This is a genomic window from Sulfuriferula nivalis (genome assembly GCF_009937995.1).
Taxonomy (GTDB): domain Bacteria; phylum Pseudomonadota; class Gammaproteobacteria; order Burkholderiales; family Sulfuriferulaceae; genus Sulfuriferula; species Sulfuriferula nivalis.
Genome location: NZ_AP021881.1, coordinates 961,854 through 976,260, shown reverse-complemented (window position 1 = coordinate 976,260; position 14,407 = coordinate 961,854). Strand labels below are relative to the sequence as shown.

The following is a 14,407-nucleotide window of genomic DNA, read 5'->3' as shown; positions in this document are numbered from 1 at the left end:
TGCACAACAATAACCCTATAGCAAACATGCTATAACATGCCACAAATAAGAGAATAAATGCGATAATCATGTCATGACAAAGAGATTGATCACGATTTTTCTATTATACATAGCCGCATTTCCTGCTTATGCTTACAATGCCGCTTTTTTCTATGGCACACCGTTTATACCAGAATTACGCATCTACGATGCTGTCATCGTTGAGCCAGACCAGCCCGACTTTGCCAACATCCCTGCCAATTTACAAAATAAACTCTACGCCTACACCAGTTTAGGTGAAGTAGGCGCAGATAAACCTTACGCCAAAGCTATTCCAGCCACTGCAAAAATGACGCGCAATTCGGCATGGTCTTCCGATGTAATGGATCAAACCAGCCTAGCCTGGCAAAACTTTTACCTGGACAACATCGTCGCGCCGCTATGGAAGCGGGGTTTCCGAGGTATTTTTATTGACACGCTAGACTCATACCAACTTGCAGCTACAACCCCAGCTGCTCGTGCAGCTCAGGAAGCGGGAATGATCAATACAATTCGATTACTCACATCACGCTTCCCTGGAATCCGCATTATCCTCAATCGTGGCTTTGAAATATTGCCACAGGTACATGCTGACATTACCGCAGTTGTTGCAGAATCCTTATTTCAAGGATGGGACAACAGCAAACAACACTACACCACCGTCACCGACAACGACAGGAACTGGCTCATCGCTCAACTCAATCGAGCAAAAAATGAATATAAACTTCCCGTGATCGTCATAGACTATGTAGCACCAAGGCAACGATCGCAAGCACGGCAAATTGCGCAGAAAATTCGTGCCGCAGGTTATACACCATGGATTACCAATCCAGAATTAGACATGCTTGGCGTAGGATACCCTGAGATACAGCCACGTCGCATTTTGATGCTATACGATGGCCGTGAAGACAAAGATCCGGTCGAAAGCGAAATGCATAGATTTGGTGCCATGCCTCTACAATACATGGGATATATCCCCGAATACCATGACCTCACCCTGCCATTACCCAGCCAACAATTGGCAGGACAATATGCGGGCATCATCTTATGGTCAGGCAGTGCTGACAACAGCGTGCCACAACTCCAGCCCTAGCTGCTCAAACAAATTAAGCTCGGCATCCATGTAGCCGTAGTCAATGAATTTGGTTTCGATCGTAGCCAGGATAACTTACAAGCATTTGGCTTGACTGTTAAAGGCAGCGTTGCCGCTGACAATGTCAGCATTATTAAACAAGATGCGATAGTAGGTTTTGAGCACCCACCACAACCTCACCCTAGCAATATCGACATCATCCAGGCCAGCAAAGACAGCATCCCCATCTTGCAACTCAAAATTGGTGATCAAATCACGGATGTCGCTGCTTACACACCCTGGGGTGGATATGTCCTGTCACCCTATGCAATATATGAAATCCCCTATCAACAAGGTACACGCTGGATTATTAACCCATTTGTATTTTTCAAACGCGCACTCGATTTACCTGATATGCCTGCACCTGATGTCACCACCTCCACAGGCCGGCGCTTGCTCATGGCGCACATGGACGGCGATGGTTTTGCCAGCAATGCAGAATTCCCTGGCTCACCCTTAGCACCACGAGTGATGCTGGAAAAAATATTCAAAAAATATACCATCCCCACCGCGGTTTCCGTCATAGAAGCTGAAACCGCACCTTGGGGTTTATATCCCAAGAAATCAGCCGAAATGGAGCAGATTGCGCGAGAAATATATCGCCTTCCCCATGTGGAAATTGCTAGCCACTCTTATTCACACCCATTCAAATGGCAACAATTAAGCGAAAATGCGGATGGTGAAGGTAACAACCTCACCATACCAGGTTACAAATTCAACCTGGACAAAGAAACTCAGGGCAGTGTCGAATATATTAATCAGCGACTCGCTCCACCAGGAAAGACTTGTACTATTTTCTTATGGACAGGTGATTGCAATCCAGGTGCAGACGCGATTGCCAAGACTGACAGTTTAGGTTTGCTTAACATGAATGGTGGTGACACGCTTATCACTAATAGCCAGCCTAGCCTTACGCTGGTTGCGCCTTTAGGCATTGCACGTGACGCCCACTTCCAGATTTTTGCACCCAATCAAAATGAAAATGTTTACACGAATAATTGGTTAGGTCCTTTTTACGGATTTCGTCGGGTAATAGAAACATATCAACTGACTGACAAGCCTCGCCGACTCAAACCAGTCGATATTTACTTTCACACTTACGCGGCATCCAAACCCGCATCACTCAAAGCACTGGAAGAAGTATTTGACTGGGCACTCAAACAACCCAATCACCCTGTTTATCCATCGGATTACATCCGACGAGTAATGGACTTTAATCATAGTGTCATGGCTCGCGCTGATAATAACTGGCTGTTTTACGGTGACGGACAACTCGACACCCTGCGTATTAGCAATACTGCAGGCTATGCCCAGATCAACAATAGCATCGCAGGTTATCAAGATTTCAATCAGGACAGGTATTTGCACTTGATCAAAACAGATGTAAATCAGATTCAGCTTGCATCCAAAATCAATGATGTACCGTATCTAGTCGATGCAAATGGCACATTACAAACTTGGAATCAACATAACTTACAGACTGACTTTACTTTGAAGGCTTACGTCAAACTCGACTTCACACTGCATCACAGCGACAACTGTCATTTATACGATGAACAAGGACATGTTATACAGTCCGATAGTCATACCCAACAACAGTACCATTATCAGACCAATGCTGCCGGACAACATACCTACAAACTCAGCTGCTGAGTGGTTAACGGCACCACCTCGACCACGCCTGATCACGCCACTTAATTTGGCTGGTCTGGTCGTCGCTGTAGGTACAGTCTTATTTTTACTATATCCGCAACAGCGTATCGAAAAGCAACTCGGCCTAAATCATCAAGTTGACGCAGTTTCACTACAATACATGCGCAGCTTATTAACCACAGAACCTGATAATTACGCATTACGACTCCAACTGGCGCTAGCGTATAGTCAAATCGGTCAGTACGCTAATGCACTCACGACACTGCAACCTCTATACACTGCACCCAATGCGCAGCGGCGGGATGAAGCTTATATCGCACAACTAACCATATTGCGCAGCATTACATTTGCGACTACCCCTGACAGCCTGCAACGTACTGAAAAACTACGCCAGCTAAGACTTGCCATCCAGCAAGCCGAACCTCATATCTACCAAACCGCATCGCTGCTCAGCCTCGCCACTCTCGCAGAAAGTACAGGCGAAACGGCGATAGCTGAACGTATACTGGCAAAAATCATGCGTACAACGCGTGACACCACGACCTTTTCCCATGTGGCCCAGCTCGCACTGGGCAATGGTCATTACCTCACCAGCGCGCAATATAGCTGGCAAGCCATGCAATTAGCAAAGTCCCCGGCTGACAAAAGCCGCTACCTGATACAAACACTGGACACATTACAATCTGGTGGCATGGGGAATCTCGGGTTAGCCTGGGTACAACAACTGCCCCCAGCACAATGGCAAACGCCCGAAATGCTTTATAAACTCACAAAACTCGCTCTTGCGTCTAACCGTCCAGCACAAGCTGATGCCTATGCACAGCAATTAATGGGACTAGATAACCCTCACCCACCCCGTTTTGTGCCTGTGTATGCAGACTTGGCTTATACCGCCTTTCTGGGTAATGGTGACCTGGCAAATGCATTGAAACTCTCGCAATTTGCTGTGGCGACCATACCCAATAACGCAATGTGGCATGAACGTCTGGCACATATTGCAGAGTGGTCTAACCAACCTAAACTCGCACTGGTTCAATGGCGCTGGCTTGCCTTGCATCAAGGCAATGAATCAGCTTGGCAATCATGGATGCGATTAGCGGGCGGACTATATGACTACGCTGCACAAATCCTGGGCTTGGAACACGACTGGCAACGCCACGAGCAAGATGAGCAATATGCCCGCAAGATAGTTCAAACTTATGAATATATAGATGAACCAGAAGCTGCACTCGCATGGCTGGATCATCATGGTGATGAAACACACAGGCCAGAATTATTGCTGTTATCGGCTGACTTGGCTGTACGTATGGGACAAGATCAGGATGCCATCACCCGCTATCGACGTTATTTAAAGAATAATGAAGTGCAGCCCGATGTCGCCGTCAATATCGCGGCACTCATGCAACGTGCCGGGTTATATGATGAAGCTTTCAGCATACTTGACCGCACCTACAAACTGGCAACCCCAGCCGATAAATTATTCTGGCTCAATTTTGGTGAACTTGCCTGGCGTCTGCGCCATTATGAACAAGCTGTTATCGCCTATCGCGTACTGAGTGACGCGCCCGATGCAGGAGCTTCCGAACAGGAACGCTTATTCCAGGCCACCAAACATTTGAATCCACGCCTGGCTGCACAAACTGCTGAACAATATTGGCATAAAACTGAACGCTTAAGTTTATTCATGGATGCCGTTAATACTTATGCTGAACTGGATGACTGGCCAGCAGTGCAACGCCTCTATCACATGACTGAGGCTGCAAAATGGCGCAGCTATGACGAAGACTTACGTTTTGTTGCGCTACGCGCTGAAATGTATAAGCACGCGGGCAACTTCCGCGCAGCTGAACGCGATTATCGCTATCTCATCAAACGCTATCCCACTGACAACAATCTCAAAGAAGCCTATTTGTGGTTATTACTCGACACCAGACAATTTGGTCAGCTGGATATACAAATGCAGCAATGGGCAAGCTTAATTCCGGACCATCCAACACTGTGGGATGTCTTTGCAGCGGGCTATTTATCACAAGGCCGGCCTAATCAGGCGCTGGCTTTATACAACCGCATGGCAAAAGCACACTTGCAAGATGAATTATGGATGCTGAATTATGCCGTCACCCTGGAAGCAGGTGGACAGCCTGAGCTCGCATGGCAAGTACGCCGTCAAATCTGGCAACAGCGATTAACGCAACAACAGCCAAAAGAGTGGCTAAATACACAAGCAAATGCAAAAGACATAGAACGCCTGCGCTTGTTACTACTTAATGATCCCCAATTAGGGCAAAGTGTATTGTGGAAATTATTACGTACTGGTTCAAATGCACTCAAACAAAACAGCCAATTTGTTGAACTGGCAACTGTCTGGCTAAATGATAAAGAGCAGAACGATGCCATACGCACATGGCTAATGCGTCAATATGCGCACTGGCTCAGCACACCACTCGGCGTACAGATTTCGGATGCGCTCACCAATCAGGATTACCAAGCCGCAGCAGCCATACTTGAACATGACGGCATATTACTCTACGACAAAATGAATCTGAATTATCTGGCGAAACGCATAGATAACGCAGCTGATTTAGCATACATCGCAATGGACAGATCACGATTAGATGAATCGCTATATCAACAAGCTGCGCCCATGCTGGTAGAAAACTCACGCACTGCGGGTGTAATGACCACCTATAGCAATTATGGCAGCTACACCGCCGTCACCAATGAAATCACAGCGACCAATCATGATATCGGAGGACTCAAGCTGGATTTAAGCCTGCATCAAATCGACCGTACCGCAGTAGACACCACTGTACTCACTAGAGCACCCAATGAGGTCGGCGGTGAAATCGCGTTACGTCAACTAGGCAACAGCTATACCAACACGCTTAAATTGCAATTCACCCAAGGCCTGAATACCCTGGCAGGTATAAGCTTTAATCACCAGCACCAGATTGGTACTCGCCTGCAGCTCGATACAGAATTAAGTTTTAATCAAATCGCAACCGAAACCGCCGCAATGCGCATAGTCGGCAAACGTGACCAAATTGCACTGGATGGCAATTATCGAATTGATAGATGGACACAACTTAATTTGCGTGGCGAATATAATCAATACCATAGTGTTGATGGTCAAACTTTGGGGAGCGGACAAGTATTAACCACCACGCTCAGTCACACCCTGAGTGAAGTACATCCCGCATTAAGATCACGCTTAGTGGCGACTATTGCCCAGTATCAAACTGCAAATACCCAGCTCACAGGTAAAACAGCCAGCCTGGTTCCAGCAGATCAAGCCAGCACAGCCAGCTACTTCATGCCCCAGTCCATGCGTGAAATCGCCGCTTACGCCAGCTTAGGTGATGCCATAGACAGCCGTACCCCCGCCCATGATTTTGAGTACATGGCTGAAATCGGCGTGTTTTACAACAACATTGCCGGCACTGGAATCCGTGCTAATGCAGGCATTGCTGGCCGTGTTATTGGCGCTGATCGCTTGCAACTTTTTACCCGTTACGACCAGGCTCCCAGCGGCCAAGGAAAATCAACCCTGGAAGCTGGTGTAGGCTATCATTTACACTATTAATTATCGAAAGGACACATATGAAACGCTTATTACTTTCCGCCATCGCTCTACTATTACTTGCAGGTTGTGCAATTACTGACAGAACCAAAGCACCACAATTTGATAAAACAGCGAAATGGGTTTTATTACCCATGGAAAATCATACTGAAACGCCACAGGCGGGACTGCGTTTCGAAGCAGTCACTGAAACAATATTGCGTACCCGCGGTATCACATCGTTGGAAAAGTATCCAAATACGATGACTCAGGACAGCCTGTTTGAACCTGCTGATGCCAAAGCTGTTGCCGCAGCAATGACCTGGGCACAGCAAGCAGGAGCTAAGTATGCGGTAACAGGCGCAGTCAACGAATGGCGTTATAAAACGGGTGTTGACGGTGAACCCGCTGTTGGCGTAACCATTAAAGTCATTGATGTAGCCAGCCAGCAAGTGCTTTGGGATGCGGCAGGTGCACGCACTGGCTGGGGACGTGAAGCTGTCAGTGCAGTTGCTCAGAAACTCATAGACAATTTAACCAGTGCACTAAAATGAAACTTGCTCAACACCTGCTTCCCCACGGTTACCGACAATACTGGCAGTGGGTAGAAACACTAGTGATCAGCTTCGGTGCACTGGCTATTTCTTATAGCATAGTACCGAATGACCCACTCAATGTTCACCTGTTTCCATGGGTATGGATGGCACCTGTATTAATTGCATTACGCTATGGCGTGCTGATGGGGATCGTTTCGGTATTGAGTTTTCTGCTAATGTGGCTAGGCTGGGCCGCTTTTCAGCACATCGACTATGCGCTTTTCCCGAAATTAACATTTCTGGGAGGCACACTCATGATGATGGTGACGGGAGAGTACAGCAGCGTCTGGATTACCCGTGCACGTCGTGTTGAAGAATTGCAACACTACACAGAAGAGCGCCTTGAGTTACTTACCCGACGCCTGTATTTGCTCAGCTTGTCGCATGACCGATTAGAGCAAGATTTAATTGGCCGCCCTGCCAGTTTGCGTGAAGGGCTGAAAGAGCTTAATCGCATCCTGCCCGCAGAGAATGGTTTAGCTGGCGCCAAACTATACATGGACTTGGTTGTGCGTCAGTGCAACCTCAGTGTTGCCGGCTTACACAGGGTTGTCAACAACACCATCACGCCGAGTGTAGCCGCCAGCATTGGTGACTTCACCCCAATTGATGCACAAGATCCGCTGATAGCGCATTGCCTGCAAACAGGTGAACTGGTGCATATCAACACTGAAGAAAACCTGAGCGAAATTCCCAGTCGATATCTGGTCGCTGTTCCAGCCAAAACGTCTGATGGCAATATACTTGCCATACTCGCGGTTGAAAAAATGCCGTTCTTTGCATTACAAACTGCCAACATGCAAACTTTAGCCGTATTGACCAGCTATTATGCAGACACCATTAGTGCTGGCGAATTCCTGCCATTCCTGACAGACGAGTTAAAAGATTGCCCTATCGATTTCTTTAAGGCGATTAATACGCTTAGACGCCTGCAACGAGATATGCAGATCAGCAGCCTCATCGTAGGCTTTGTCGCAGCCGATACCCAGGAAAGTGCTGAACAATTAAAAACTATTGCCAGCTCAGTGCGAGGTTTGGATGAGACCTGGACATTTACCAAAAACAACACTCGCATTTGTCTGGTGCTATTACCATTAGCCGCGGATACGGCACTCACTGGCTACATAGACCGTATTGAACATCTTTTTGTAGAACGCTTTGGCGCACGCCCAGGACAACTCAATATATTAACGCGATCAACCACTTTGGATATCGACCCGATTGCTACCAAACTGGACGATTTTATCCACAGCCTGACCAGTCAGACCGTTCAACATGCTGCTGAATAATAAACTTATACTTGCCGGAATCAGCCTGGAAAGTGCAGCTCTCGCTGTGCTAAACCAGGATATCAGCGTCCCCCTCCAACTTTTTGGCTATGTCAGTTTGCATGCAGCGGCCTCTCTCATTGTTGCCTACCTGGCCTTATTGTTTTTGCCTAGCCAGTACCGCCAGCCAAAATTAGCGGTCATTGGCCTCTTTTTCCTGTTCGCATTCTTAGTGCCATTCCTGACTATCATTACTATTATCGCAATTATTATTACCACCCGGTATTTCTCTAAACCCGTTATTTATTATCCATTTATTAAGATAGGATTACCCCAATTCACCTTGGGCAGTGCGGGGATACGCCATACCCTGGGCGAGGCAGCCATCCAGACGCGCTTAAATACACCTGGCTTATCAACTGAAGTACGTATGAAAGCATTATTAACTGCAAATATTATGTCCCCACGTTACTCTATTCCCATGCTCAAAGCATTATTGGGTGACGAAGCAGATGACTTACGTTTGCTGGCTTACGGCATGCTTGATAATCGCGAAAAAACACTCAACGCATTGATACATGATTTATTAAAAAAATTGTCTACCTGCAATAGTCCTGATTTAAAACACTTATACCAAAAACAACTCACCGAGCTATATTGGGCATTTGTCTACGAGCAGCTTGCCGAGGGTGACATGCGGACTTACATGCTTAATCAGTCAGAAAAATATGCGCTTTCCGCGTTGGAAATTAAAGAAGATGGTGATTTATGGGTATTATTGGCACAAATACTGGTTAAGCAGGAGAAAGCATTAGCCGCAGAAGCAGCATTTAAACATGCACAGCGTTTAGGCATCCCCGCAACACGTATATCCCCTTACCTTGCTGAACTCGCATTTTTAAAACAGAACTATCCCCAAGTACGTAAATATTTATCGGAATTACAGCAAGACAATCAAATTCGCCCGATTGCCAACATTGTCAAGTTTTGGCAGGGAGCACGAACATGAGCTTTCCTACAGCAGATAGCGCCGATATAGCCTTATTACTCGAAGGCACCTTTCCTTATGTCAGTGGTGGCGTATCAAGTTGGGTCAATCAGATTATCCGGGCATATCCTGAATATCGTTTTGCCGTGGTATTCCTCGGCAGCCGTCCTCAAGATTATGGCGATATGAAATATACGCTGCCAGACAATGTCGTGCATGTCGAAGCCCACTATCTGCATGGCACCCATACGCCACCATTAGTACAGGCCAATGCTGGCAATGATGCCGTTATCGCTCAAGTCGCCAGTTTGCATAAAGTATTTCGCTCTAGCCAAGGCAATACTGCATGCGCTTTCGGCCAATTAGCCGAACTGCTGAAACGGGGTGAGATAGATGAGGAGTTTTTCCTTTACAGCCAGACTGCCTGGCAGTTTATCACCCACAATTATCGTGAACATTGTACTGATCCATCATTCATAGACTATTTCTGGACTGTCCGTGCCATGCACGAGCCAATTTGGGTCATGGCACGCATTGCCGCCAACCTTATACCTGTACGTGCTTATCACACCATTTCTACAGGCTATGCAGGGTTCCTCGGGGCGATGCTGAAAAACCGTACGGGAAAACCATTAATACTCTCTGAACATGGCATTTATACCAAAGAACGTAAAATCGATTTATACCAAAGTGAATGGATTTCCGACAATCGCAACATTTTTGAAAAAGATCCTACTGAAGTCAGTTATTTCCGCGAATTGTGGATGCGTTTTTATACCTCACTAGGAAAACTTTGTTATCACCATGCCGACATCATTACCGCGCTATATGAAGCCAATCGTCAGCGCCAAATTCTCGATGGCGCACCCGCTGAGCGTACACGGGTCATTCCTAACGGTATCGACTTAGCTCGTTTCCAGCCAGTACGTGCCAAGCGCCCTGCTGTCCCACCACCCATATTATGTTTAATTGGCCGGGTGGTCTCGATAAAAGATGTTAAAACTTTTATTCGTATGATGCGCAGCGTAGTCAACCGCATACCTGAAGCGGAAGCCTGGATAGCTGGTCCAGAAGATGAAGATCCGGGCTATGCCGAGGAATGTCATAACCTGTGTGCGAGTTTAGGTTTAACCGACAAAGTCAAATTCCTTGGTTTTCAAAAGGTCGAAGTCGTCCTGGAAAAAGTAGGCTTAGTCGTACTCTCATCCATTAGTGAAGCCTTACCTTTAGTGCTATTGGAAGGCTACGCAGCGGGTGTGCCTGCACTCACCACGGACGTTGGCTCATGCCGACAACTGATCTATGGTTTGACTCCTGAAGATCAAGCCTTGGGTGCCTCAGGTGCTGTCGTCCGCATTGCTGATCCACAAGCCATGGCAGCAGCCGCAATCGAGTTATTGCGCCCAGAAAACTGGTTCCCGGCACAACAAGCCGCCATTGCCCGAGTGGAGCGCTATTACACACAGACACTAATGTTTAATGATTACAAGCAAGTTTACCAACAAGCGCTAGGTGAGATTTAATGGCTGGCATAGGGTTTGAAATTAAAAAAATATTACGCCGTGACAGTTATCTATCGCTGTTCACTGCCTATACCTATGCTGGCATAATCGGTTCTGGCCCCTGGGTATTATCAATACTGGGCGTACTCATTATTGGTTTAATGAGTTTAGGTGTGGTTTTACCTCACGTACTCATCACCCAATTTCAAGTGACCATCACCCATCTCATTGCCATGAGCCTGATACTCACAGGCTTTTTACAACTCAGTTTTACCCGTTACATTGCCGATAGATTGTTTGAAAAAGACATTTCAGTCATTCTGCCCAACTTTATTGGTGCGCTATTTGTTACAACAGCGGTAGCAGGTATCGTCGGCATATTACTCGCCCTGTTTGCTTTTCCACAGCAAAATGCCATTTATCGAATTTTGCTCATCGCTAACTTCGTCGTGCTATGTAACATATGGATAGCCACAATCTTTCTATCCGGCATGAAAAATTATAAAGCCATTTTAGTCCTCTACACACTGGGGTACAGCATCGCTGTTTTAGGTGCCATCCTGTTACGTGGCGCAGGACTTAATGGATTACTAATGGGGGTATTACTGGGTCACTTTGTCTTATTCAGTGGCATGGCATTACTCATTATCAGCTCTTATCCATCTGACCGATTTATAGAGTTTGATTTTTTGCGCAAGAAACGCATGTTCACGTCTTTAATCTGGACAGGGTTCTTCTTTAACTTGGGCGTATGGATAGACAAGTATCTATTCTGGTACACACCAACCACAGGCCAACACGTCATAGGCATATTTAATGCATCACTGATCTACGATTTACCTATTTTCCTCGCATATTTGTCGATTATTCCAGGTATGGCTGTGTTTTTAGTGCGTATGGAAACCGACTTTGTTGAGTACTACCAAAAATTCTATGATGCAGTCAGGGATGGTGGCACATTGAATTACATAGAAGAAATGCGCGATGAAATGGTATCAACAGCGCGATTAGGCATTTTTGAAATCATTAAAATACAGACTATAGCCGTACTGATTATTTTTGTTGCCGCACCTGCCATCCTTAATCTGATAGGCATATCACAATATTATTTGTCTTTACTTTATATAGACGTAGTCGCAGCAGGTTTACAGGTGGTTTTTCTGGGCATCATGAATGTGTTGTTTTATCTGGACAAGCGCCACATTGCTTTGGCTTTAACCGCCCTGTTTGCAGGACTGAATTTAATATTCAGTCTGATTAGTCTCTATTTAGGCGCTACATGGTATGGATACGGGTTTGCGTTATCACTGCTTATCAGTGTCGTGACTGGGATGTATTGGCTGGATAAAAAAATGGCTATTCTAGAATACGAAACTTTCATGCTACAAAAATAGCACGGTGGCAAGAAATGCCATCGTGCTTTACTACTTACTTAACCTTTCCTGCAATACGTGGCGTATCAACCACCACATCAGCGCATTGCCCGCGATGTCTGAGAGCGTGATCTATCAATACGATAGCTAACATAGCTTCAGCAATTGGCGTTGCGCGTATGCCCACACACGGATCGTGACGTCCATGCGTTTCCACCAGAACAGGATTACCTGCCTTATCTATAGAGTTACGGGGTAGACGTATGCTGGAAGTAGGCTTAATAGCAATATGCGCAATAATATCCTGACCTGTTGAAATACCACCCAACACGCCGCCAGCATGATTAGATAAAAAGCCCACTGGGGTTAACTCATCACCATGCTCAGAACCCTTTTGCGTAACAGAATCAAAGCCCGCGCCTATTTCTACACCTTTTACCGCATTGATACTCATCAGCGCATAAGCCAAATCTGCATCCAGCCTGTCATAAACAGGCTCACCCCAGCCCACAGGCACATTTTCTGCAACCACACTAATTTTCGCACCTACAGAATCACCTGATTTGCGCAGCTGATCCATATAAGTTTCCAGTTCAGGAACAATCTCAGTGTTAGGGGCAAAAAAAGGATTTTCACTTACTGCATCCCATGACTTGAATGGAATTTCGATCGGACCTAATTGTGACATGTAGCCACGGATCACGACGCCATAGCGCTCTAACAACCATTTCCGCGCAATCGCGCCAGCGGCCACACGCACCGCAGTTTCGCGCGCAGATGAGCGCCCACCGCCACGATAATCACGTATGCCATATTTATGCCAATACGTATAATCAGCATGCCCTGGACGAAAAGTGTCAGCAATATTGCCATAATCCTTACTACGCTGGTCTTCATTGCGTATCAACAAGGCAATAGGTGCGCCCGTGGTTTTACCCTCAAATACCCCCGAAAGAATTTCAACTGTATCCGACTCACGACGCTGTGTAACATGACGTGATGTACCCGGCTTACGTCTATCCAGCTCCGCTTGAATGTCATCTGTCGACAATACCATCCCTGGTGGACAACCATCAACCACACACCCAATTGCTGCACCATGCGACTCACCAAAAGACGTCACACAAAATAAATTACCTATGCTGCTACCTGACATAAGCGCTTTCAAATAAGAAATAATCCTGACATTTTAACCTATTCAGCCAAAAAACCGTGATAGGCATAATTATTTTGCCCAATTATGCAGATGATACTTTGACCTGTTACTGGGTTTATCAGATAATGACAGGGTTTGCGTTATATTAAACTCTGGTTTTTGCAAGGATTACATAAATGACATTGGACGACAAAAAACGCGTGTTGCGCGAAATGGTGCTACATCGCCGCTTTGAAGAGCGCTGCTATCAAGCTTATATAGAACGTAAAATTGGCGGATTCCTCCACCTCTATCCTGGCCAAGAAGCTTGTTGCAACGGCGTAATGGAGGCTGCACGTCCAGGTCACGACTACGTGATTACTGGCTACCGTGATCACGTTCATGCAATTAAGTGCGGCACTGACCCGAAAGTGGTCATGGCTGAGCTGTACGGCAAAGAAACAGGCTGCTCCAAAGGGCGTGGCGGTTCTATGCACGTATTTGACGTTGCGCACCGCTTCATGGGTGGTTACGCGCTGGTTGGTGGCCCTTTCCCATTGGCTGCAGGCATAGCCAAAGGCATACAAATGAAAGGTGGCGATGAAATTTCCATCTGCTTCCTGGGTGATGCTGCTAACAATCAAGGTGTATTCCACGAAACCCTGAACATGGCAAAAGTTTGGAACTTACCAGTCCTGTTTGTTTGTGAAAACAACCAGTATGGCATTGGCACTTCTATTCAACGTTCTACTGCTGTACTTGACCAGTACAAACGTGCCTGTGCTTATAACATCGAAGCCGCACAATGTGATGGTCAAGACATCGACACCGTTTATGAATATGCCAAAACCGCTGTTGATTACGTACGTAGCGGCAAAGGTCCTTATTTCCTTGAATTAATGACTTATCGTTATCGCGGTCACTCAATGTCCGATTCACGTGGCTACCGTAGCCGTGAAGAAGAAGAAGAATGGAAACTGCGCGACCCTATCAATATCCTGCGCGACAAACTCATCGCTGCTGGCGCATTGAGCATGGATGAGTTCACCGCCATTGAAAAAGCCACCGATGACTATATCGAGAACGATGTCATGAAATTTGCGGAAGAATCACCCGAACCTAACGTGGCTGATTTAGAAAAATACGTATTGGCTTAATTGCCGGCATATTGCTTAAAAGATTA

At 46.4% G+C, this 14,407-nt stretch carries 10 protein-coding genes; 9 read left to right on the top strand and 1 reads right to left on the bottom strand.

Annotated elements, in window-relative coordinates; genetic code table 11:
* The first annotated feature begins 73 nt into the window (after nt 1-73).
* The 8 genes from SFSGTM_RS05090 (at nt 74) to pelG (ending at nt 12,110) form a co-directional block, all read left to right on the top strand.
* A complete protein-coding gene (locus SFSGTM_RS05090) occupies nt 74-1,111 on the top strand; it encodes an endo alpha-1,4 polygalactosaminidase (RefSeq protein ID WP_162084237.1) in 1,038 nt (345 codons plus the stop codon).
* A 90-nt stretch (nt 1,112-1,201) separates the two neighbouring features.
* Nucleotides 1,202-2,803 carry a polysaccharide deacetylase family protein gene (locus SFSGTM_RS05085; RefSeq protein ID WP_162084236.1) on the top strand — a complete coding sequence of 534 codons (1,602 nt, stop codon included), beginning with the start codon at nt 1,202-1,204 and terminating at the stop codon, nt 2,801-2,803.
* Nucleotides 2,715-6,386: a tetratricopeptide repeat protein gene (locus tag SFSGTM_RS05080; protein ID WP_162084235.1), complete on the top strand. Its 3,672-nt coding sequence runs from the start codon at nt 2,715-2,717 to the stop codon at nt 6,384-6,386. The genes SFSGTM_RS05085 and SFSGTM_RS05080 overlap by 89 nt, the downstream gene beginning before the upstream one ends.
* A 17-nt stretch (nt 6,387-6,403) precedes the next feature.
* The gene (locus SFSGTM_RS05075) at nt 6,404-6,916 is read left to right on the top strand and encodes a penicillin-binding protein activator LpoB (protein ID WP_162084234.1); all 513 of its coding nucleotides are present in this window, start codon (nt 6,404-6,406) and stop codon (nt 6,914-6,916) included.
* Complete coding sequence (locus tag SFSGTM_RS05070; RefSeq protein WP_162084233.1) at nt 6,913-8,247, top strand: PelD GGDEF domain-containing protein; 1,335 nt, start codon at nt 6,913-6,915, stop codon at nt 8,245-8,247. The genes SFSGTM_RS05075 and SFSGTM_RS05070 overlap by 4 nt, the downstream gene beginning before the upstream one ends.
* Nucleotides 8,234-9,235 (top strand): hypothetical protein, encoded by a 1,002-nt coding sequence (locus tag SFSGTM_RS05065; RefSeq protein ID WP_162084232.1) that lies wholly within the window; start codon nt 8,234-8,236, stop codon nt 9,233-9,235. The genes SFSGTM_RS05070 and SFSGTM_RS05065 overlap by 14 nt, the downstream gene beginning before the upstream one ends.
* The gene (pelF, locus tag SFSGTM_RS05060) at nt 9,232-10,737 is read left to right on the top strand and encodes a GT4 family glycosyltransferase PelF (RefSeq protein WP_162084231.1); all 1,506 of its coding nucleotides are present in this window, start codon (nt 9,232-9,234) and stop codon (nt 10,735-10,737) included. Before SFSGTM_RS05065 ends, pelF begins: the two co-directional genes overlap by 4 nt.
* Nucleotides 10,737-12,110 carry an exopolysaccharide Pel transporter PelG gene (gene pelG / locus SFSGTM_RS05055; RefSeq protein WP_162084230.1) on the top strand — a complete coding sequence of 458 codons (1,374 nt, stop codon included), beginning with the start codon at nt 10,737-10,739 and terminating at the stop codon, nt 12,108-12,110. Before pelF ends, pelG begins: the two co-directional genes overlap by 1 nt.
* A gap of 34 nt (nt 12,111-12,144) precedes the next feature.
* On the opposite strand, the gene aroC is transcribed toward pelG, so the two are convergent.
* Nucleotides 12,145-13,245 carry a chorismate synthase gene (gene aroC / locus SFSGTM_RS05050; protein WP_162084229.1) on the bottom strand — a complete coding sequence of 367 codons (1,101 nt, stop codon included), beginning with the start codon at nt 13,243-13,245 and terminating at the stop codon, nt 12,145-12,147.
* Between the two features lie 176 nt (nt 13,246-13,421).
* Between aroC and pdhA the strand changes: the two genes are divergently transcribed.
* Nucleotides 13,422-14,381, top strand: a complete 960-nt coding sequence (gene pdhA / locus SFSGTM_RS05045) for a pyruvate dehydrogenase (acetyl-transferring) E1 component subunit alpha (RefSeq protein ID WP_162084228.1) — start codon at nt 13,422-13,424, stop codon at nt 14,379-14,381.
* Nucleotides 14,382-14,407 lie beyond the last annotated feature (26 nt).

Coding starts and splice junctions, on each gene's coding strand:
- SFSGTM_RS05065 (WP_162084232.1), top strand. CDS start 8,234: ATGCTGCTGAATAATAAACTTATACTTGCCGGAATCAGCCTGGAAAGT.
- SFSGTM_RS05070 (WP_162084233.1), top strand. CDS start 6,913: ATGAAACTTGCTCAACACCTGCTTCCCCACGGTTACCGACAATACTGG.
- SFSGTM_RS05080 (WP_162084235.1), top strand. CDS start 2,715: ATGTTATACAGTCCGATAGTCATACCCAACAACAGTACCATTATCAGA.
- pelF (WP_162084231.1), top strand. CDS start 9,232: ATGAGCTTTCCTACAGCAGATAGCGCCGATATAGCCTTATTACTCGAA.
- pdhA (WP_162084228.1), top strand. CDS start 13,422: ATGACATTGGACGACAAAAAACGCGTGTTGCGCGAAATGGTGCTACAT.
- aroC (WP_162084229.1), bottom strand. CDS start 13,245: ATGTCAGGTAGCAGCATAGGTAATTTATTTTGTGTGACGTCTTTTGGT.
- pelG (WP_162084230.1), top strand. CDS start 10,737: ATGGCTGGCATAGGGTTTGAAATTAAAAAAATATTACGCCGTGACAGT.
- SFSGTM_RS05090 (WP_162084237.1), top strand. CDS start 74: ATGACAAAGAGATTGATCACGATTTTTCTATTATACATAGCCGCATTT.
- SFSGTM_RS05075 (WP_162084234.1), top strand. CDS start 6,404: ATGAAACGCTTATTACTTTCCGCCATCGCTCTACTATTACTTGCAGGT.